Origin of the sequence: Streptomyces enissocaesilis (genome assembly GCF_039533765.1) — a bacterium.
Lineage (GTDB): Bacteria > Actinomycetota > Actinomycetes > Streptomycetales > Streptomycetaceae > Streptomyces > Streptomyces enissocaesilis.
In genome coordinates this window covers 152,608-173,317 of sequence record NZ_BAAAUD010000005.1, presented here as the reverse complement: position 1 = coordinate 173,317, position 20,710 = coordinate 152,608, and the positions used below count along the sequence as shown (strand labels likewise).

At 72.0% G+C, this 20,710-nt stretch carries 18 protein-coding genes; 9 read left to right on the top strand and 9 right to left on the bottom strand.

What is annotated here, in order from left to right:
• Positions 1 to 154 precede the first annotated feature (154 nt).
• Complete coding sequence (locus ABD374_RS01650) at positions 155 to 838, top strand: GntR family transcriptional regulator (RefSeq protein WP_344489377.1); 684 nt, start codon at positions 155 to 157, stop codon at positions 836 to 838.
• 62 nt (positions 839 to 900) lie between these two features.
• Positions 901 to 2,181 (top strand): MFS transporter, encoded by a 1,281-nt coding sequence (locus ABD374_RS01645; RefSeq protein ID WP_344489532.1) that lies wholly within the window; start codon positions 901 to 903, stop codon positions 2,179 to 2,181.
• Between the two features lie 117 nt (positions 2,182 to 2,298).
• Here ABD374_RS01645 and ABD374_RS01640 read toward each other — a convergent pair whose 3' ends face one another.
• Entirely contained in the window at positions 2,299 to 3,123 is an 825-nt protein-coding gene (locus tag ABD374_RS01640) for a maleylpyruvate isomerase family mycothiol-dependent enzyme (RefSeq protein ID WP_344489374.1), read from the bottom strand.
• A gap of 158 nt (positions 3,124 to 3,281) precedes the next feature.
• Between ABD374_RS01640 and ABD374_RS01635 the strand changes: the two genes are divergently transcribed.
• Positions 3,282 to 4,067: a carbon-nitrogen family hydrolase gene (locus tag ABD374_RS01635; protein ID WP_344489371.1), complete on the top strand. Its 786-nt coding sequence runs from the start codon at positions 3,282 to 3,284 to the stop codon at positions 4,065 to 4,067.
• Positions 4,068 to 4,181: 114 nt separating this feature from the next.
• On the opposite strand, the gene ABD374_RS01630 is transcribed toward ABD374_RS01635, so the two are convergent.
• Positions 4,182 to 4,676 carry an LURP-one-related/scramblase family protein gene (locus ABD374_RS01630; RefSeq protein ID WP_344489368.1) on the bottom strand — a complete coding sequence of 165 codons (495 nt, stop codon included), beginning with the start codon at positions 4,674 to 4,676 and terminating at the stop codon, positions 4,182 to 4,184.
• Positions 4,677 to 4,715: 39 nt separating this feature from the next.
• Between ABD374_RS01630 and ABD374_RS01625 the strand changes: the two genes are divergently transcribed.
• A complete protein-coding gene (locus ABD374_RS01625) occupies positions 4,716 to 6,515 on the top strand; it encodes an NHL domain-containing thioredoxin family protein (protein ID WP_344489366.1) in 1,800 nt (599 codons plus the stop codon).
• A gap of 70 nt (positions 6,516 to 6,585) precedes the next feature.
• On the opposite strand, the gene ABD374_RS01620 is transcribed toward ABD374_RS01625, so the two are convergent.
• From ABD374_RS01620 to ABD374_RS01605, 4 genes are all read right to left on the bottom strand, one after another.
• Positions 6,586 to 6,807, bottom strand: coding sequence for a DUF6458 family protein (locus tag ABD374_RS01620; RefSeq protein WP_344489364.1), 222 nt, complete (start codon positions 6,805 to 6,807; stop codon positions 6,586 to 6,588).
• A 126-nt stretch (positions 6,808 to 6,933) separates the two neighbouring features.
• Entirely contained in the window at positions 6,934 to 8,229 is a 1,296-nt protein-coding gene (locus tag ABD374_RS01615; protein WP_344489362.1) for a M18 family aminopeptidase, read from the bottom strand.
• Positions 8,230 to 8,275: 46 nt separating this feature from the next.
• The gene (locus ABD374_RS01610; RefSeq protein WP_344489360.1) at positions 8,276 to 8,989 is read right to left on the bottom strand and encodes a hypothetical protein; all 714 of its coding nucleotides are present in this window, start codon (positions 8,987 to 8,989) and stop codon (positions 8,276 to 8,278) included.
• 94 nt (positions 8,990 to 9,083) lie between these two features.
• The gene (locus ABD374_RS01605) at positions 9,084 to 10,910 is read right to left on the bottom strand and encodes an acyl-CoA dehydrogenase (RefSeq protein WP_344489357.1); all 1,827 of its coding nucleotides are present in this window, start codon (positions 10,908 to 10,910) and stop codon (positions 9,084 to 9,086) included.
• 449 nt (positions 10,911 to 11,359) lie between these two features.
• Here ABD374_RS01605 and ABD374_RS01600 point away from each other — a divergent pair, with 449 nt between their 5' ends.
• Positions 11,360 to 11,821, top strand: a complete 462-nt coding sequence (locus tag ABD374_RS01600; RefSeq protein WP_093799970.1) for an SseB family protein — start codon at positions 11,360 to 11,362, stop codon at positions 11,819 to 11,821.
• On the opposite strand, the gene ABD374_RS01595 is transcribed toward ABD374_RS01600, so the two are convergent.
• Entirely contained in the window at positions 11,818 to 12,018 is a 201-nt protein-coding gene (locus tag ABD374_RS01595; protein ID WP_344489355.1) for a hypothetical protein, read from the bottom strand. The two genes, ABD374_RS01600 and ABD374_RS01595, sit on opposite strands and share 4 nt — an antisense overlap.
• 338 nt (positions 12,019 to 12,356) lie before the next feature.
• Between ABD374_RS01595 and ABD374_RS01590 the strand changes: the two genes are divergently transcribed.
• Both ABD374_RS01590 and ABD374_RS01585 read left to right on the top strand, forming a co-directional pair.
• Entirely contained in the window at positions 12,357 to 13,316 is a 960-nt protein-coding gene (locus ABD374_RS01590) for a pirin family protein (protein WP_344489352.1), read from the top strand.
• Positions 13,317 to 13,411: 95 nt separating this feature from the next.
• The gene (locus tag ABD374_RS01585) at positions 13,412 to 14,503 is read left to right on the top strand and encodes an AI-2E family transporter (RefSeq protein WP_344489348.1); all 1,092 of its coding nucleotides are present in this window, start codon (positions 13,412 to 13,414) and stop codon (positions 14,501 to 14,503) included.
• Between the two features lie 7 nt (positions 14,504 to 14,510).
• On the opposite strand, the gene ABD374_RS01580 is transcribed toward ABD374_RS01585, so the two are convergent.
• Together ABD374_RS01580 and ABD374_RS01575 are read right to left on the bottom strand one after the other, a co-directional pair.
• Positions 14,511 to 15,341, bottom strand: coding sequence for an MBL fold metallo-hydrolase (locus tag ABD374_RS01580; RefSeq protein ID WP_425577103.1), 831 nt, complete (start codon positions 15,339 to 15,341; stop codon positions 14,511 to 14,513).
• 337 nt (positions 15,342 to 15,678) lie between these two features.
• The gene (locus ABD374_RS01575; protein ID WP_344489342.1) at positions 15,679 to 17,790 is read right to left on the bottom strand and encodes a SpoIIE family protein phosphatase; all 2,112 of its coding nucleotides are present in this window, start codon (positions 17,788 to 17,790) and stop codon (positions 15,679 to 15,681) included.
• Positions 17,791 to 17,917: 127 nt separating this feature from the next.
• Between ABD374_RS01575 and aspS the strand changes: the two genes are divergently transcribed.
• Positions 17,918 to 19,684: an aspartate--tRNA ligase gene (gene aspS / locus ABD374_RS01570; RefSeq protein WP_344489339.1), complete on the top strand. Its 1,767-nt coding sequence runs from the start codon at positions 17,918 to 17,920 to the stop codon at positions 19,682 to 19,684.
• Between the two features lie 153 nt (positions 19,685 to 19,837).
• The gene (locus ABD374_RS01565) at positions 19,838 to 20,668 is read left to right on the top strand and encodes a hypothetical protein (RefSeq protein WP_344489336.1); all 831 of its coding nucleotides are present in this window, start codon (positions 19,838 to 19,840) and stop codon (positions 20,666 to 20,668) included.
• Positions 20,669 to 20,710: the final 42 nt, after the last annotated feature.

The following is a 20,710-nucleotide window of genomic DNA, read 5'->3' as shown; positions in this document are numbered from 1 at the left end:
GTGTCCGTATAACGAACGCTGTCCGGCAGTCGCCTTCCGTTCCGCTTTCCGTTCCGTCTCCTCCTCCGGGCTTCCTTCCGGTCTCCCTTCCGGGTCCGTCCCGGGATGCGGACGCCGGTTTCTGTTGCACCCCTGTTGTATCTATGCTGTGCGCATGCCTGCCGCGCCCCCGGTTCCCGCCCGTCCCGCCACCGTCCCCGGCAAGCGGCCCCCCGCCGCCGAGCGCGTCTACGCCCACATCAAGAAGGGTGTGCTGGACCGCCATTACGAGGGCGGCACCCTCCTCACCGAGGGCGACCTCGCCGACGCCGTCGGCGTGTCCAGGACGCCCGTGCGGGAAGCGCTGCTGCGGCTGGAGGTCGAGGGGCTCATCAAGCTGTACCCGAAGAAGGGCGCCCTCGTCCTCGCCGTCTCCGCCCAGGAGATCGCGGACGTCGTCGAAACCCGGCTGCTGGTCGAGGAGTTCGCGGTACGCCGGGCCGTTCCCGCGCCCCCCGCTCTCGTCGCCCGGCTCGAAGAGCTGCTGGAGGAGCAGAAGCAACGCGCCCTGGAGGGCGACCTCGCCGAAGTCGCCGTCACCGACCGCTGCTTCCACGCCGAGATCGTCCGCAACGCCGGGAACCAGATCCTCTCCCGCCTCTACGACCAGCTCCGCGACCGTCAGCTGCGCATGGGCGTCACCATCATGGAGGCGCACCCCGACCGCGTGGCCAAGAACATCACCGAGCACGCCGAGATGCTCGAAGCCATCAGGGCGGGGGACGCGGAAGGCGCCGCGCAGTGCGTACGCCGCCACGTCGGCCGGGTCAAGGTGCTGGTCCGGGGTGAGGACCGGTGAGGGTTCCCCCCGTTCCTCCCGGCTCCTCCGTTCCCCCCGGCCCTCCTGGCTCCGCCGCCTCCCTGCCCGGCGACCCGCCCGGCGGCCGGCGCGCCGTCGCCGTCTGGGGCATCGGCGTCGCCGTCTACTTCGTCGCCGTCATCTTCCGTACGAGCCTGGGGGTCGCGGGGCTCGACGCCGCCGACCGGTTCGACGTCAACGCGTCCGCGCTGTCGACGTTCTCGATCCTCCAGCTCCTCGTGTACGCGGGCATGCAGATACCCGTCGGCCTCATGGTCGACCGCCTCGGGACGAAGAAGGTCCTGACCCTGGGCGTCACCCTGTTCACCCTCGGACAGCTCGGATTCGCCCTCTCCCCCTCGTACGGCATGGCTCTCGCCGCCCGCGCCCTCCTCGGCTGCGGCGACGCGATGACCTTCATCGCCGTCCTGCGGCTCGGCGCCCGCTGGTTCCCGGCCCGCCGCGGACCGCTCATCGGCCAGGTCGCCGCGCTCTGCGGGATGGCGGGCAACCTCATGTCCACGCTCGTCATCGCGCGCATGCTGCACGGCGTCGGCTGGACCGCCACCTTCGCGGGCAGCTCGCTCGCCGGGGTGGTCGTGCTCGTACTGCTGCTGCTGTTCCTCAAGGACCACCCCGAGGGGCACGCGCCGGCGCCCGCCGAGCACGCGGGCGCGGCCTACGTCCGCCAGCAGATCGCCGCCGCGTGGCGCGAGCCCGGGACACGGCTCGGGATGTGGGTGCACTTCACGACGCAGTTCCCGGCGATGGTGTTCCTGCTGCTGTGGGGGCTGCCGTTCCTCGTCGAGGCGCAGGGGCTCTCGCGCGGGACGGCGGGCGAGCTGCTGACGCTCGTCGTGCTGTCCAACATGGCGCTCGGCCTGGTGTACGGACAGCTCATCGCCCGCCACGGCGCGGCCCGCGCGCCGCTCGCCCTCGGCACGGTCGGGGCCACCGCCCTGCTGTGGGGGGCGACCCTCGCGTACCCGGGCGACCACGCCCCGATGTGGCTGCTGATCACGCTGTGCGCGGTGCTCGGGGCCTGCGGTCCCGCCTCGATGATCGGCTTCGACTTCGCCCGGCCCGCCAACCCGCCGGAGCGCCAGGGCACCGCGTCCGGGATCGTCAACATGGGCGGCTTCGTCGCCTCGATGACGACGCTGTTCGCGGTGGGCGTGCTGCTCGACGCCACCGGGGACAACTACCGGATCGCGTTCGCCTCGGTCTTCGTGCTGGAGGCGGCCGGGGTCGCGCAGATCCTGCGCCTGCGCAAGCGCACGGCGCGCCGGGAGCGGGACCACCTGGTCGCCAGCCGCGTCGAGGCGGTGCACGTCCCGGTCTGACGGGGCCGGGAGGCGACCGCCTCAAGGGGTGACCGCCTCAAGGGGCGACGGCCTCAAGGGCCGGCCGCATCAAGGGGTGACCGCCTCAGGGGGTGGCGGCCTCAGGGGGTGGCGGCTCTACGGGGTGACGGCGAAGTTGCGCAGGATCGCGTCCGCCAGCTCCTCGTCGCCCTCGACCTTGATCAGGTCGGCGACCGCGCCGGGGCGGACCCGGCCGCAGGCCAGGCGCACGTACGTCTCCCAGTCCAGGGCGATCGTCGCGAGCGGGCCCAGCGAGGGCGTGCCGTCCACCGTGCCGCGGCCCTCCGCGTCCACGCGGACCGTGCGCATGAACTCGACCGGGCCGTGCACGTCGAAGACGACCGCGGAGTTGGCGGGCGCGTCCGCTCCCTTCGCGACGACCTTCGGCAGCCCCTGGACGAGGACGTCGCGGGTGACGAGCGCGCCGGGGGAGTCGAGGTTGCCGGGCCGGCCGAGCGCCGTGCGCAGGTCCTGCTCGTGCACCCAGGTGTCGAAGGCGCGCATCCGCAGGGCCAGTTCCAGGGTCTGCTCGGCGCCGAGCGGGGCGCGGACCATGGTGTCGGGGGAGCGCGTCTCGTTGCGGAGCTGACGCGCGCGGCGGATGATCGTGTATTCGAGCTCGGAGGTCATCTCCGGCGCGGTGTGGTGGCGCCGTACGTCGACCTGCATCTCCATGTACCGGGCGAACTCCGACGTCACGTGGTACAGGTCGCGCGGCAGCGAGTGGATCGGCCGGGGATCGCCGAGCATCTCGCACTCCATGCCGATGACGTGCGAGACGATGTCGCGCACCGACCAGCCGGGGCACGGCGTACGGCGGTTCCACTCGCCCTCGACGAGCGGTGTCACCAGCTCGGATATCGCTTCGATGGAGTGGGTCCATGCTTCGGCGTAGGGCTGGAGGCTGGGATGGACGGTCACGGGACCCCTCGTGCGGTTCAGTGGCGGTGGCGCGGGCTGGTCTGGGCTCTGTGGGAGGCTTGCACGCTAAGTTACGCTGCCCCGTGGCACCCTGGCAGTGCTTTGGTGTGACGATCGTAGGCCCGTGTTGACGGCTCGAATGCCAGGACGGTGGTAGTGTGCGCGCCTCCCTCATCCAGATCGCAGTAGACCCGGACGAACCGGTCAATTCCCGTCGGCGGCGCGCGGCTTCGCTCGTGCGTGAGCAGCGCGAGCGGCACGGTGCGGATCTGGTGGTCCTTCCCGAGCTGTGGCCGACCGGGGCCTTCGCGTACACGTCCTTCGTCGACGAGGCGGAACCCCTGGAGGGCCCGACGTACGAGGTGATGGCGGAGGCGGCGGCCGGTGCCGGGGTGTGGCTGCACGCCGGGTCGATCGTCGAGCGCGACCCCGAGGGCCCCCTCTACAACACCTCGCTGGTCTTCTCCCCCGACGGCGAGCTCGTCCGTGCGTACCGCAAGATCCACCGCTTCGGCTTCGACACGGGCGAGGCCGTGCTGATGGGCGCCGGCGAGGAGCTCGTGACGGTGCGGGCCGCGGACCTGACCTTCGGCCTCGGCACCTGCTACGACCTGCGCTTCCCCGAACTCTTCCGCGGCCTCGTCGACGCCGGGGCGCAGGCGTTCCTCGTCCCGGCCGGCTGGCCCGCCCGGCGCCGCGACCACTGGACCCTGCTCACCCGCGCCCGCGCCGTCGAGAACCAGGCGTACGTCCTGGCCTGCGGCACCGCCGGCACCCACGCGGGGATGGAGCAGGCGGGGCACAGCATCGTCGTCGACCCGTGGGGCGAGGTGCTGGCGGAGGCGGGACCGGCGGAGGAAGTGCTCACGGTCGAGCTGGACCCGGCCAGGGTGGCGAAGACCCGTGAGCAGTTCCCGGCCCTGAAGGACCGGCGGCTGCGCTAGCGGCGCCGGGAGGGCGGGACACCGGGGGATCCGGGGCGCCGGGGGGCCCGGGGCGCCGGGGGGCCCGGGGCGCCGGGGGCCCGGGGCGCCGGGGGCCCGGCCCTCCCCCGGCGGTCAGCCGTCCTCGCGCTCCTTCTCCCCCATCCGGATCACGCACACCGCGACCGCGATCAGCAGCGCCGCGTCGGCGTCGTCCCGTACGACATCGACGGCGTACGTGTCGCGGACCCGGAACCACTTCCGGGAGATGCGGGCCAGCAGCTCGCCGTCGTGCTCGACCGAGAACTCCCGGTCGAGCACACGGCCGCTGACGTCCAGCTCGGTCCCCCCGGCCAGGGCGACGCGGTAGTGGTTGCGCAGCAGCGACAGCCGTTTCCTGCGCACGGTCGCGAGCGCCTGCCCGTCCCGTTCGATGGTCATCGCGTCCCGGACGCTGAGCACCTTCTGGCGCAGCGTGACCAGCACCCGGCCGGCCGGATCCTTGATCTCCAGGGTGTCGCGCAGCCGCAGCGCCCTGCCGTCGACGAGGAAGGCGTGGCGGCCGCGCTCGTCCTCGATCCAGTAGTCGTCACCGATGCCGAAGATCTTGTCGCGTACCAGATATTTCATGGCGGAATGCCTACCCCGCGCATGCGGTTGGATGGAGGTATGTCTACACGTGCACGCGTTCGGGCCCCCGAGCTCATCGGCAAGGGCGGCTGGCTCAATACAGGTGACCGGCAGTACACCCTCTCCGACCTGCGAGGACGCATCGTCATCCTCGATTTCTGGACCTTTTGCTGTGTGAACTGCCTGCACGTCCTCGACGAGCTGCGGGAGCTGGAGGAGAAGCACCGGGACACGGTGGTGATCATCGGGGTCCACTCGCCGAAGTTCGTGCACGAGGCCGAGCACCGGGCCGTCGTCGACGCCGTCGAGCGGTACGGCGTGCACCACCCGGTCCTCGACGACCCCGAGCTCGCGACGTGGAAGCAGTACGCCGTACGGGCCTGGCCCACCCTCGTCGTCATCGACCCCGAGGGGTACGTCGTCGCGCAGCACGCCGGCGAGGGCCACGCGCACGCCATCGGGAAGCTCGTCGAGGAGCTGGAGGCGGCCCACGGGGCGAAGGGGACGCTGCGGCGCGGGGACGGGCCGTACGTCGCGCCCGAGCCGGTCGCGACCGACCTCCGCTTCCCGGGCAAGGCGCTGCTGCTGCCCGGCACGGGGAACTTGCTGGTCTCGGACACCACCCGCCACCAGCTCGTCGAGCTCGAACCGGACGGCGAGACCGTCGTACGGCGCATCGACGGCAACGGCAACGGTGACAGCGGCGGCGGGTTCAAGGAGCCGCAGGGGCTCGCGCTGCTGCCCGACGGGCGGGTCGTGATCGCCGACACCGTCCACCACCAGCTGCGCGCGTACGACCCGGCGAGCGGCGCCGTCGAGGTCCTCGCCGGTACCGGAAAGCAGTGGTGGCAGGGGTCCCCGACCTCCGGGCCCGCCCGCGAGGTCGACCTGTCCTCGCCGTGGGACGTGGCCTGGTGGCAGGGCAAGGTGTGGATCGCCATGGCCGGCGTGCACCAGCTGTGGACGTACGACCCCGGGACCGGGGCCGTACGGGCCGCGGCCGGGACGACCAACGAGGGGCTCGTGGACGGGCCCGCCGCCGAGGCGTGGTTCGCCCAGCCGTCCGGGCTCGCGGTCTCGGCGGACGGCGAGCGGCTGTGGGTCGCGGACTCGGAGACGAGCGCGCTGCGGTACGTCGACAGCGACCTGGTGGTGCACACCGCCGTCGGGACCGGGCTCTTCGACTTCGGGCACCGCGACGGCGCGGCGGGGCAGGCGCTGCTCCAGCACCCGCTCGGGGTGACGGCGCTGCCCGACGGATCGGTCGCGATCAGCGACACGTACAACCACGCGCTGCGTCGCTACGACCCGGCGAGCGGTGAAGTGACCACGCTTGCCACGGATTTGAGGGAGCCGAGCGACGCCGTGCTCGTCGGTGACGACATCGTCGTCGTCGAGTCCGCCCGCCACCGGCTGACCCGGCTGCGCCTGCCCGACGAGGCGGTCCGCGTCGAGGCCGTCGCCCACCGCACGCAGCGCGCGGCGACCGAAGTGGCCCCCGGGAAGCTTCGGTTGGACGTCGTCTTCCAGGCGCCGAGCGGGCAGAAGCTGGACACGCGGTACGGGCCCTCGACGCGACTGCTGGTCTCATCGACCCCGCCGGAGCTGCTGGCCGGGGGTGAGGGCGCCGGGACCGGTCTGAGCCGCGAGCTGGAGCTGAACCCGGAGGTCACCGAGGGAGTGCTGCACGTCTCGGCGATGGCCGCATCCTGCGACGACGACCCGGCCAACGAGTACCCGGCGTGCCATGTCCACCAGCAGGACTGGGGCGTCCCCGTCCGTGTGAGCGCGGAAGGAACGCCCCGGCTGCCGCTCGTGCTCGCCGGCCTGGACGGCTGAGCGGCCGGCGTCTTCCGGGCCCGGTGTGCGCCGCCCGGGCCCGGCGTGCGCCGGTCGGCCGCCGCCGGGGTCAGGGGTTGTGGTGCCGGTCCTCGGTCACGACGGTGGTGGTGGGCGGTACGACCATGCGACGGCGCCTGGCGACGCTGGCGTAGACCGCGACCCCGATGATTCCGACGAGCATCATGATGACCCCGACCAGGTCGAGGTTGACGCTTTCCATCTCCCAGTCGGTGGCGAAGGTGAGTATCGCCCCGCCCGCGATGAGGAGAATGAATCCTCCCAGTCCCATGAGTTCTGCCTCCCTGTAGGCCCGGCTGTGTGGGCCGGTGTACCTCCTTCGCGTACCCGGCCCTTCAACAGGCAAGCGTGCAAGCAGGCTTCGGGATCCGGGAGGGGCGGCCTTCGCGGAACGCCGTCAGCCTTCCAGGAACGCCGTCATCGCGTTGGCGAGCAGGTACGGGTCGTCCGCCCCGCACAGCTCGCGCGCGCTGTGCATCGACAGGATCGCGACGCCGATGTCGACGGTCCGGATGCCGTGCCGGGCGGCGGTGATCGGGCCGATCGTCGTGCCGCACGGCATCGCGTTGTTCGACACGAAGTTCTGCCAGGGCACCCCGGCCTTCTCGCACGCCGCCGCGAACACGGCCTGGCCGCTGCCGTCCGTCGCGTACCGCATGTTCACGTTGACCTTGAGGATCGGTCCGCCGTTGACGCGCGGGTGGTGCGTCGGGTCGTGGCGCTCGCGGTAGTTGGGGTGCACGGCGTGCCCGGTGTCGGACGACAGGCAGACCGTGCCGGCGAAGGCACGCGCCCGGTCGTCGTAGCTGCCGCCGCGTGCGAACACCGAACGCTCCAGCACGTTGCCCAGCAGCGGCCCGTCGGCGCCGGTGTCGGACTGCGACCCGTTCTCCTCGTGGTCGAAGGCGGCGAGCACCGGAATGTACGGGAGCGGGCCGTCCGACCCGCTGACGGCCACCAGCGCCGCGGCCCCCGCGTGCACGGAGATCAGGTTGTCCATGCGCGGTCCGGCCACCAGCTCGCGGTCGCGGCCGAGGTAGGACGGCGGGTCGATGCTGTGCGCCATGAGATCCCAGCCGGCGACCTCTCCCCGGGCCAGGCCCTCTTCCTCCTCCAGGAACCGGATGAGGTCCCCCTCGTTCACGTCGCCGAGGCCCCAGATCGGCTGCATGTGCCGCTGCTTGTCGAGCTTGAGGCCGTCGCTGTTCACCGACCGGTCCAGGTGCACGGCCAGCTGCGGCACGCGCAGCAGCGCCCGGTCGATGTTGACCAGCCGGTACGAGCCGTCGCGCAGCGTCAGCCGCCCGGCGATGCCCAGGTCCCGGTCGAGCCAGGTGTTGAGGAGCGTCCCGCCGTAGATCTCGACGGCGATCTGCCGCCAGCCCTCCGCGCCCATGTCGGGCAGCGGCTTCACGTGCAGGTGCGGGGAGTCGGTGTGCCCGCCGATGATCCGGAACGGGGTGCTCGCCCGCGCGCCCTCCGGTACGTACCAGGCGATGATCGCCCCGCCGCGCAGCACGTACTTCCCGCCGGCCGTCGCGTCCCAGGCATCGGTCTCCGCGACCTGCCGGAACCCGGCCTTGTCCAGTCGCTCTGCGGTGTTCGCCACCGCGTGGTACGGCGACGGGCCGGCCGCCAGGAAGGACATCAGGTCGTCGGTGTGGCCGCGGTCGAAGCGGACGGGTGCGCTCATGGGGTTCACCATAACCACGGGCGGCCACGGGCCCGTACCGGCCGCGTCAGAGCCCCGGAGGGCGCTCGAACCTCCGCTGTATCGTCCGGCGTTCGCCGCGCCGCACCTGCGGCAGCATCTGCGGGGCGCCGGCCGGCCGCTGCGCCTGCCGGCGCCTGCCGACACAGAACAGACAGCCCTCGCCGGGGGGCGCGGTCGGGTCGATGGGCGAGCCGGGATGCTCGGCGCAGCCCGACGCGTTGCGCGGCCGGGAGAGCTCGCGGGCCACGATGAAGGCGCGGTGCAGGGTGTCCGCGATCTCCACGAACTCCTCGGCGGGGGAGGAGACGGTGACGGCGAAGGCGCGGTCGTTGACCTCCTGGACGTACCCCTTGAGCCGGCTCTGCGTGTACGGCGGATCGGGCACGGGGTAGCCGAGGCGGCGCTGCTCGGCCGGGGCGGGGACGCTGCGCTCGCCGCGGCGGCGGCGGTCGTTGCAGAGCAGGCAGCGGCCCCAGCCCGTGGGGGCCTCGGGGTCGGTGGCGCCGTTGGGGTGCAGCTCGCAGCCGGTGTAGCTCTTGACGGGGGCGAGGTCGGCGGCCGTCTTGAAGGCGACGTACAGCGTGTCGGCGACCGGTTCGTACTCGAGCGGGTGGGAGCCCTCGTACAGCTCGCCGATCTGGTCGCCCACGGAGCCGAGCTTTCCGCGCAGCTCGCTGAGCGCGTACGGCCGGCCGGCCGGGACGGAATAACCACCCCTGCGGGGTTCCATGGAACTCATGCCCACCAGAGTCGCACGGACCACCGACACCGGGCCGGGTCCGTCCCCGGAGGGAAGGGCCCGGCCCGGTGCCGGAGGGTTTTCCGGTGGTGGACTAGAAGGCGGCCTCGTCCAGCTCCATCAGGGACTGGTCGACGGACTCGGCCAGGGCGCGCTCGACACCGACGCCCGGCAGGACGTTCGCGGCGAAGAACTTCGCCGCCGCGATCTTGCCCGTGTAGAACGGCACGTCCTTCGGGGACGCGGTCGGCAGCTTCTCGGCGGCCACGGCCGCGCCCCGGAGCAGCAGGTAGCCGACGACGACGTCACCGGAGGCCATCAGCAGCCGGGTGGTGTTCAGGCCGACCTTGTAGATGGACTTGACGTCCTTCTCGGTGCCCGCGAGGTCCGTCAGCATGGCGCCGACGATGGCCTCCAGGTCCACGGCCGCCTTGGCGAGCCGGTCGCGGGCCGCGGCGAGCTCCTCGCCGCCGGTGCCGACCGCGAGGAACTTCTTGATGTCCTCGGCCAGCGAGTTCAGGGCCGCGCCCTGGTTGCGGACGATCTTCCGGAAGAAGAAGTCCTGGCCCTGGATCGCGGTCGTGCCCTCGTACAGGGTGTCGATCTTCGCGTCGCGGATGTACTGCTCGATCGGGTACTCCTGGAGGTACCCGGAGCCGCCGAACGTCTGGAGCGACTGCGCCAGCTGCTCGTACGACTTCTCGGAGCCGTAGCCCTTGACGATCGGCAGCAGCAGGTCGTTCATGGCGACGAGCGCCGAGGTGTCCTCGCCCGCCGCCTCCTTGGCGGTGATCTCGTCCTGGACGGACGCGGTGTGCAGGACCAGGGCGCGCATGCCCTCGGCGTACGCCTTCTGCGTCATGAGGGAGCGGCGGACGTCGGGGTGGTGCGTGATGGTGACCTTCGGCGCGGTCTTGTCCATGAAGTTGGCGAGGTCCGGGCCCTGGACGCGCTCCTTGGCGTACTCCAGCGCGTTGAGGTAGCCGGTCGAGAGCGTCGCGATGGCCTTCGTGCCGACCATCATCCGGGCGAACTCGATGATCATGAACATCTGGCGGATGCCGTCGTGCTTGTCGCCGATCAGCCAGCCCTTGGCGGGGTGCTGGTCGCCGAAGGTCATCTCGCACGTGTTGGACGCCTTGAGGCCCATCTTGTGCTCGACGTTCGTGGCGTAGACGCCGTTGCGCTCGCCCAGCTCGCCGGTCTCCCAGTCGAACTCGTACTTCGGGACGAGGAAGAGCGAGAGCCCCTTGGTGCCGGGCCCGGCGCCCTCCGGCCGTGCCAGCACGTAGTGGAGGATGTTCTCCGACATGTCGTGCTCGCCGGACGTGATGAAGCGCTTCACGCCCTCGATGTGCCAGGAGCCGTCCTCCTGCCGGATCGCCTTCGTGCGGCCGGCGCCGACGTCCGAACCGGCGTCCGGCTCGGTCAGGACCATCGTCGAGCCCCACTGCTTGTCGACGGCGATCTGCGCGATCTTCTTCTGCGCCTCGTTGCCCTCCTCGAAGAGGACGCCGGCGAAGGCGGGACCCGAGGAGTACATCCAGACCGCCGGGTTGGCGCCGAGCAGCAGCTCCGCGTACGCCCAGATCAGCGAGCGGGGGGAGGTAGTGCCGCCGATCTCCTCGGGGAGGCCCAGGCGCCAGTACTCGCTGTCCATGAAGGCCTGGTAGCTCTTCTTGAAGGACGCCGGTACGGGCGCGGTGTTGGTGGCCGGGTCGAAGACCGGCGGGTTGCGGTCGGCGTCCTCGAAGGAGGCGGCGAGGTCGTTCTCCGCGAGGCGGGCGATCTCGTCGAGGATGCTCCTGGCGGTCTCGACGTCCATCTCCGCGAACGGGCCGGTGCCGTACAGCTTGTCGCGGCCGAGGACCTCGAAGAGGTTGAACTCGATGTCGCGGAGGTTCGACTTGTAGTGACCCATGGCAACGGCTCCGTAAGGATCGGGAGGCAGATTCCTCGTACATCTACTACTGGCAAGTAGCTACGATGATGCTACCCGCCGGTAATAAGACGCAACCCCTACGAGGCCGTCTGTGACGCGTTACGCGCCGGATCGGGCGGTGATTCCGTGATTCCGCGCCTCCGTGGGTCCGGTGGCCCGCCTTCGCCGACGGACCGCTCGCCGTTCCGCTGTGCGGCGACGACGAGGCGGCGCTGGAGACGGTGCGCACCCTCGTGCGCGGCATCGGCTGCGTACCGTTCGACGCGGGCGGCCTGGACCGCGCGGGCCTGCTGGAGGCGACGACCGCCTTCCTGACCGGCCTGTGGGCCGGGGCCGTGATCCGCGCGCCATGCTGCCGCCGCTGCACGCCATGGGCTGATCCGGCGTACCGGGCAGGCCGGGCCGGCCGCCTCGGTACGCTGTGGGCCATGTACGGCTACGACCAGAACCAGGGTGGACAGCAGCAGTACGCGCCGCCGCAGCCCCCGCCCCAGGGCGGCTACGGGGAGCAGCCGCTCTACCCGGAGCCGTCGCCGCCCTCGCTCGCCGACGCGGTGCGCGCCTTCACCACCGGATCGCTCTCCGCCGAGGACTTCCAGCAGATCTTCGCCACGTCGAGGGTGTACTGCCCGCGCGGCGACAACCCGGGATTCCTCGCGCTGCACAACACCCAGCAGCCGGTGATCCCGATGTTCACCTCGCTCAAGGAGCTGCGCAAGTACGCCGGCAAGGAGTCGAAGTACTTCGTGATCACCGGCGCGGAGGTGATCGACCTGCTGCCGACCGGGTACGGCTTCGTCCTCGACATGGAGGGTGAGCACCGGATGGTCTTCGACGCGAAGGCGGTGGAGCAGATGGTCGACTTCGCCATGCGCCGGATGTACGGCTAGACGCCCGGAGACAACTGGTCGAGGCGGTCGCGCGGGACCTCCGGCCGCCCGGACGGCTTCCGCTCGGCCGCGGGGCCCGGCGGCGCGACGCCGGCCGTGGTGGTGATGAGCGGCCCGTCCGCGTACGGGTGCGGAGCCTCGGCGGGGAGTTCCTCGTCGGCCGCCGTACAGGTGGGCGGTGCCGACCGGCGTGACACCCGGTTCGACGGCGCGCCGGGCGACGGCGAGGGACGCCTCGCGGGCGGGGCCGGGCCCGGTCGGCGGCCGCATGGCTCCGGACCCGGAACGCCGGACGCCCGGATCCCCGCCGATGTGGAACATGGCCGATGTCATCCGGTCTTTCCGCCCTCTCGTCGAAGTGGCCACGCCAACAAGGCGGTTGGCCCGGGCGCGGGCCTGTCCGCGGAAAGGCGGAAGGGGGCGGGACGCGGCGGTGACGCGCACCGGCGCCCGGGGAATTCTTTCCGGGCGCTCTCCGTTGAGGGTGGCAAGAAGTTCTACGTTCAACTAAAGTGGACGTACAAGGAGGCCCGCCATGCCCGCAGTAACCGTTGAGAACCCGTTGGCCCTGCCGAAGGTCGTCGTGCCGAGCGGCGCCGTGTCGCGTCCCGTGCTGGCCGTCACGACCGCTCCGGGCGGTTTCGAGGGCGAGGGCTTCCCGGTCCGCCGCGCCTTCGCCGGCATCGACTACACGCATCTCGACCCGTTCATCATGATGGACCAGATGGGCGAGGTGGAGTACGAGGCCGGGGAGCCGAAGGGCACGCCCTGGCACCCGCACCGCGGCTTCGAGACGGTCACGTACCTGATCGACGGCACGTTCGTCCACCAGGACAGCAACGGCGGCGGCGGCACGATCCGCAACGGCGACACCCAGTGGATGACCGCCGGGTCCGGCCTGCTGCACATCGAGGCGCCGCCGGAGTCGCTGGTCATGTCGGGCGGTCTGTTCCACGGCCTCCAGCTGTGGGTCAACCTGCCCGCATCCGACAAGATGATGGCCCCCCGCTACCAGGACATCCGCGGCGGCCAGGTGCAGCTGCTGACGTCGCCGGACGGGGGCGCGCTGCTCCGTGTCATCGCGGGCGAGCTGGACGGCCACGAGGGTCCCGGCATCACCCACACGCCGATCACGATGATCCACGCGACGCTGCGGCCGGGTGCGGAGATCACGCTTCCGTGGCGTGCGGACTTCAACGCGCTGGCGTACGTCCTGGCCGGCCGCGGCAGCGTCGGTACGGACCGCCGCCCCGTCCGCACGGGCCGGACCGCGGTCTTCGGCGGCGGGGACTCGCTGACCGTCCGCGCGGACGAGCAGCAGGACGCGAACGCCCCGGACCTGGAGATCGTCCTCCTGGGCGGACGTCCGATCCGGGAGCCGATGGCGCACTACGGGCCGTTCGTGATGAACACGCAGCAGGAGCTGAAGCAGGCTTTCGAGGACTTCCAGCGGGGCCGCCTCGGCACCGTTCCGGCCGTCCACGGCATGGGCTGAGCGGTGTGGATCCGCCCGGGTGAGCGACCGCTGTCCGTCACCCGGGCGGGCCCCGCCGGCGGGCCGCCCCGCGCCGCCCGTGGTCCGCTGGGGCCGTGCAGCCGCCTCAGCCGCCCCAGCCGGTTCAGCCGCTCCTTCCCGAGTCCGCGCGCCGGGCCGCCGCCTGGTGTGTCGTCGCGCTGCTCGTCACCGGGGTCGTCGCGGTGGGGATCTGGCTGTGCGTCACCTTCAAGACCGCCGTCACCCCCGTCCTGCTCGCCCTCCTCGGGACCGCGCTGCTCGGGCCCCTGCACCGGCGGCTCGTCACGATGCGGCTGAACCGGTCGCTCGCCGCCCTGCTCACCTGTGCCGCGGTGGTCGCCGTCGTCGGCGGCGCCTCGTACATCGTCGTCAACGCGCTCGTCGAGACCGGTGACCAGATCCTCGGCTCGCTCCGGCAGGCGGCCGGAGACCTGGCCCGGCACTTCGGGGCGGCCGGGACCTCCCTGGACGACGTGGCCCGCAACGCCAGGGAGCTGCTCGGCAGGTTCGGCGGGACCGCGGCGTCCGGAGTGATCACCGGGCTCAGCGTCGTCGGGGAGATGACCGCGGTCGCCGTCCTGGCCCTGCTGCTGATGTTCTTCTTCCTCCGGGACTCGGACCGGGCCGCCGGGGCCCTGCGGGCCCTCGCCCCCGGCTCGACCGCCGACACCGTCGAAGCGATGGGCCGCCGCGCCTTCGAGGCCGTCGAGGGCTTCATGCGCGGTACGACGTTCATCGCGCTGATCGACGCGGTCCTCATCACCACCGGGCTGCTGGTCCTGCGGGTGCCCGGCGCGGTCGGCCTCGGCGCCCTGGTCTTCGTCGGCGCGTACATCCCCTACCTCGGCGCCTTCATCTCCGGCGCGGTCGCGGTGCTCGTCGCGCTCGCGGACCGGGGGTTCGTGATCGCGCTGTGGGCGCTGGGGGTCGTACTGGCCGTACAGATGCTGGAGGGGCACGTCCTCCAGCCCGTGATCCAGAGCCGGACCGTGCAGATGCATCCGGCCCTGGTGATGCTGGCGATCACGGCCGGGGCGTCCGTCGCGGGCATCCTCGGGATGCTGCTCGCCGTGCCGCTGACGGCGGCCGTCTTCGGGGTGATCGGGGAGTTGCGCAGGCGTCATGAGCGCGAGAGCGCGAAGGCCGCGCCGGACGCCGGCCCCTAGCGCGCGCTCACATGGCCTGCGGGGGGACGGCGTCCCCGGCCACCGGCTCGAAACCCGCGAGCATCTGTTCCAGTGCCTGCTGGTCGGGGCCGACGAAGGGGTCCGAGCCGGGGGCCGACGCGAGCGTGTCGAGCATCTGCGGGGCGATGCCCACGGCCGGCGGCAGGTGGGTGCACAGGACGGTCTCGGGGGCCATGGCGCGCAGGGGCTCGACGGTGGCGAGGTACTTGCCGGTGTCGACGGCGTGCACCCAGGGGCTGTCCACGGTGGCCCACAGCAGCTGGGCGGCGCGCAGGTCCGCGGTGGCGAGCGCGGCGGCCTCGCCGTTGACCGCGAGGTCCGCGCTGGGCATGGGCCCGCCGAAGCAGTCGGAGCTGAAGCAGGTCCGCGACCGGTCGTCGTAGAAGCCGACGGTGGCGGGGTTGTCGAACAGCGGCGGCCGGAAGGCCCTGAGCGTACGGTCGCCGACGTCCAGGCTCTGGCCGGGGTTGACCAGGCGTACCCGGTCGAGCGGCAGGGGGCGTTCGGTGGACATGATCCCGGCGCCGATGAACGTGGTCACGAGGCGTGCCCGGGGGGCGGCGGCGAGCAGGTCGAACAGGCCGCCCGTGTGGTCGCGGTCGGGGTGGGTGAGCCATATCCAGCGCACGTCGGCGGGGTCGATGGCGGAACCGAGCACGTCGAGGAAATCCCGGTCGGGGAGGCTGAGGCCGGTGTCGACGACGACCGGCTCGTCGGCGAACAGGACGAAGGCGTTGACCGGGAGGAAGCCGATGCCCGGTACCTCCAGGCAGTCCGCCAGGACGGTGGTGTCGCTTCTGGTGTTCTGCGTGCTCATGGTGCTCATGGCGGGTCTCCGTGGTCCCCCCGGCAGCGGAACAGAACAGGGCGGTGCTGGTGGGCGTCCGTCTTTTTGACCATTCTGCTCCTGCGGGGGCGGTACGGCGCCCCGGAGCCCGGTGTGCGGTGCGGGGGCGTTGGGGTCGGTGCGGTGCGGGGGCGCTGGGGTCGGTGCCGCGCCGGGGCGTCTCCTCGGGCGCCGAACGTTCGGGTACGGGGTTTTGTTCGGGGTGGTCGCGTTCGGCGCCCTGCGGGGAGCGCCCCGACACGTCCCCCCCGGCACCGCGGGCCTGCGGGGGCGGGGTGGGGCGGGTGGCGCTCGGGGAGCCCGGGCCCTAGAGGTTCCGCGGCGCGCCGCCCTCGTAGAGCTCGAACCAGATGCACTTGCCCTCGCCCCTCGGGTCCACCCCCCAGGTGTCCGCGAGCATCTCCATCAGGATCAGCCCGCGCCCGCTGGACGCCATCTCCCCCGGGCGCCGCTTGTGCGGCAGTTCGTCGCTGGAGTCCGCCACCTCGACCCTCAGCCGCCGCGCGCCGGGCTCGCCCGTCGCCTCGGCGACCAGCAGGGCGTCGCCGTCCGTGTGCACCAGGACGTTGGTGACCATCTCCGAGACCATCAGCACGGCCGCGTCGAGCTGCTCCTCGTCCGTCCAGTCGTGCAGCAGGTCCCGCAGCTGCCGCCGGGCGCCGGCGATGCGCTCGGGCTCGGTCTGGGCCACGGACAGCGCCGTACGCCGGACCGGGACCTGCGGGCCCGCCGAGGAGCCGGGGCCGCAGCCGCAGTCGGCGCTCTCGCGGCACAGCAGCAGCAGCGCGATGTCGTCCTCGCGGCGGTCCACGAGCGGGCCCGTGGTGTAGTGCGAGGCGGGGCCGTGCACGGCGGAGACGAGGGCGTCGGCGAGCTTCTCCAGGCTGTCGCCGGCGTGCTCCTCCATGATCCGGCGGAGCCTGGCCCAGCCGGTGTCCAGGTCGTGGCCGCCGGTCTCGATGAGGCCGTCCGTACAGATCATGATCGTCTCGCCCGGTTCGAGGACCAGGCGTGTCGTCGGGTAGTCCGTGTCCGGGACGATGCCCAGGGGCAGGCCGCCGGCGGTCGGCCGGACCAGTACCGTCCCGTCGCCGAGGCGCACCGCCGGTTCGGGGTGGCCCGCGCGGGCGATGTCGAGGAGGCCGGTGGTGGGGTCGGCCTCGATGTAGAGGCAGGTCGCGAAGCGCGGGCTGGAGCAGTCGCCGGGCTCGTAGGTGTCGGTGATGCCGTGCAGGAAGCGGGAGGCGCGGGAGAGGACCGCGTCCGGGCGGTGTCCCTCGGAGGCGTACGCGCGCAGGGCGATGCGCAGCTGGCCCATGAGTCCGGCGGCCCGTACGTCGTGGCCCTGTACGTCGCCGATGACCAGGGCTATTCGCCCGTTGGGCAGCGGGATCATGTCGTACCAGTCGCCGCCGACCTGGAGGCCCCCGCCGGTCGGCACGTACCGCGCGGCCACCGTCATGCCGGGGATCTCCGGGCCCAGCGTCGGCATCATCGACCGCTGGAGGCCGAGCGACAGCTCGCGCTCGCTCTCGGCCACCGAGGCCCGCTCCAGGGCCTGGGCGAGCATCCGGGCGACCGTCGTCAGTACGGAGCGCTCGTCGGGGGTGAACGCGACGGGGTGCGCGAAGCCCGCCATCCAGGCACCCATGGTGCGGCCGGCCACCGTCAGCGGTACGAAGGCCCATGAGCGGCGGGAGGAGGCGCGGGCGAGGGGGCGGCCGGCGGGGTAACGGCGGCTGTACGCCTGGGGGGACGGGAGGTAGATGGCCCGGCCGGTCCGTACGACCTCGGACGCCGGGTGGTCCGTGTCCAGCAGCATGTCGGCGAACGGGAGCTCGTCGCCGGGCCCGTACCCGTGGTGTCCCAGGACCGTGATGCGGCTGCCCGACGAGCCGAAGACGGCGAGGCTGTCCGGTGAGAAACCGGGCATCGACAGGGACGCGGCGACCCGCAGCACCTCGGACGTGGACCGCGCCTCCGCGAGCGCCCGCCCCGCGTCCAGCAGGAACGCCTCGCGGGAGCGGCGCCAGTCGCCGGTGACCGGGGTGTGGGCGGCTTCGCCCGGCTGCGGCCCGGCGACCTCCTGGAGGGTGCCGAAGAGCTGGTAGTCGCCGTTGGCGGAGACCGGCTTGGAGCGGCTGCGTACGGTCCTGAGCAGCCGCCCGTCCACATCCATGATCCGGAGCCGGGCCTCGGCGAGGGTGCCCTCGGCGGCCGCGAGGTTCACGATCCCGTTGACCTCGTTCCAGTCCGCGGGGTGGAAGCGGGAGCGCACGGCGGCCTCGGGGAGCGCCACGGACTCGGCGGGCAGGCCGAGGAGCCGGGCGGCCTCCGCGTCGAGCGTGACGACCCCGGATGCGTTGTCCCAGTGCCACAGGCCGGTCGCGGTGGCGGCCAGGATGTCCTCGGTACGCATTGCCTCATCTTTACAGGTCGGAGCCGGACCGGCCGTGCGAAGGCCGGGCCAGAAAAAGGAGAGGCGCCGGGCGGTAACCTGGAGTGTCTTGTGACAACCCCGAATCCCGAAGGCTGGATGAACGACGATGCATCGGTACAGGTCCCACACCTGCGGCGAGCTCCGCGCCTCTGACGTCGGCACCGACGTCCGGCTGAGCGGCTGGCTGCACAATCGTCGAGACCTGGGCGGCATCCTCTTCATCGATCTGCGCGATCACTACGGCATCACGCAGCTCGTCGCCCGCCCCGGCACCCCGGCGTACGACGTCCTCGACAAGCTCACCAAGGAGTCGGTCGTCCGCGTCGACGGCCGGGTCGTCTCGCGCGGCGCCGACAACGTCAACCCGGAGCTGCCCACCGGCGAGATCGAGGTCGAGGTCGCGGAGGTCGAGCTGCTGGGGGAGTCGCAGCAGCTGCCGTTCCAGATCAACACCGACGACGGGGTGGGGGAGGAGCGCCGTCTGGAGTACCGCTTCCTCGACCTGCGCCGCGAGCGCATGCACCGCAACATCATGCTGCGCTCGGCCGTCATCGCCTCCGTCCGTTCCAAGATGGTGGCCCTCGGCTTCAACGAGATGGCGACGCCGATCCTGACGGCGACCTCGCCGGAGGGCGCGCGGGACTTCGTCGTCCCGTCCCGCCTCAACCCCGGCAAGTTCTACGCGCTGCCGCAGGCCCCGCAGCAGTTCAAGCAGCTGCTGATGATCTCGGGCTTCGACCGCTACTTCCAGATCGCGCCGTGCTTCCGCGACGAGGACGCCCGCGCCGACCGCTCGCCGGGCGAGTTCTACCAGCTCGACGTGGAGATGAGCTTCGTCGAGCAGGAGGACGTCTTCCAGCCGATCGAGAAGCTGATGACCGAGCTCTTCGAGGAGTTCGGCGGCGGCCGCCACGTCACGTCGCCCTTCCCGCGGATCCCGTTCCGCGAGTCGATGCTCAAGTACGGCAACGACAAGCCCGACCTGCGCGCCAAGCTGGAGCTCGTCGACATCTCCGACGTCTTCGCCGGCTCGGAGTTCAAGGCGTTCGCCGGCAAGCACGTGCGCGCGCTGCCGGTGCCGGACACGGCGGGCCAGTCCCGCAAGTTCTTCGACGGTCTCGGTGACTACGCCGTCGAGCACGGCGCGAAGGGCCTGGCCTGGGTGCGCGTCGGCGAGGACGGTTCGCTGAGCGGCCCGATCGCCAAGTTCCTCACCGAGGAGGACGTCAAGGTCCTCACCGAGCGCCTGTCGCTGGCCCCGGGCCACGCGGTCTTCTTCGGCGCGGGCGAGTTCGACGAGGTCTCGAAGATCATGTCGGCCGTCCGGGTCGAGGCCGCCAAGCGCGCCGGTCACTTCGAGGAGGGCGTGTTCCGGTTCTGCTGGATCGTCGACTTCCCGATGTACGAGAAGGACGAGGAGACCGGCAGGATCGACTTCTCGCACAACCCCTTCTCGATGCCGCAGGGCGGTCTGGAGGCCCTGGAGAGCCAGGACCCGCTGGACATCCTGGGCTGGCAGTACGACATCGTCTGCAACGGCGTGGAGCTGTCCTCCGGCGCGATCCGCAACCACGAGCCCGAGCTGATGTTCAAGGCGTTCGAGATCGCGGGCTACTCGAAGGAGACCGTCGAGCGCGAGTTCGCGGGCATGCTCCGTGCCTTCCAGTTCGGCGCCCCGCCGCACGGCGGCATCGCCCCGGGCATCGACCGCATCGTGATGCTGCTCGCCGACGAGCCGAACATCCGCGAGACGATCGCGTTCCCGCTGAACCAGAACGCCCAGGACCTGATGATGGGCGCGCCGACGACGCTGGACGAGGCCCGTCTGCGGGAGCTCAACATTCAGCTGCGGAAGCCGGTTTCCGACAAGTAGTGCGCTTAGGTTGAAGGGGTTCGGAACCGACTGGTTCCGGGCCCCTTCTTCCATGTCGCGGATGCTTCCTGGAAGCGAGGGCCTGTGTGGCCGGCTTCCGCGCGGAACGCGCCGAGGCGGTCCGTTCGGCAGCAGGACGACGAAGGGAACGAAATGAAGCGCCGGAACCGGACCATCGCGCCGCTGACCGCGCTGCTGGCGGCAGCCGCATTCCTGGCTGCGGGCTGCGGTACGGGCACGGGCACCACGAGTACCGGTACCGGCTCCGCCGCCTCCACCACCGGGGCGCCGCGGACCGACGCACGGCCCGGCGCGCCGGCGCACCAGGCGTCCGGCGGCAAGGCGGGCAGGGTCGCGCCGGACCGGTCCGCGTCGCCGCAGCGGCGCCCGCTGCTCCGGCTCCCGGGCCTGGGCCCCAAGACCCTCGCCCGGGTCCCCGGCCGCACCCGCCAGGCTCTCGTCGTCACCGGAGAGGGCCGCGACGAGAACCGGGGCACGGCGGTCCTCTACGAGCGCGACCGCCCCGGCGCCCCCTGGCGCCCCGGCACCTCCTGGCCCACCCACAACGGCCTGCGCGGCTGGACCGACAAGCACGTGCACGGCGACCTGCGCTCCCCGATCGGCGTCTTCACCCTGACCGACGCGGGCGGCCTGCTCCCCGATCCGGGCACGAAGCTGTCGTACGACCAGGGACCCGCCTTCACCGCCCGCGGCACGGGCTCCCTGGGCGAGCCGCTCACGGGCTCCTTCGACTACGTCATCGCCATCGACTACAACCGCGAGCCCGGCACCACCCCGCTGGACTGGACCCGCCCCCTCGGCGCGGCCCGGGGCGGCGGCATCTGGCTGCACGTGGACCACGACGGCCCGACACAGGGCTGCGTGTCCCTGCGCAAGGACGTGATGAAGCACCTCCTGCGCACGATCGACCCGGTGAAGAACCCGGTGGTGGTGATGGGCGACGCGGCGTCGCTGCGCGACTGAGCGGGCGCACAGCACGTCGCCCCGCCGGTCGGGTGACCGGCG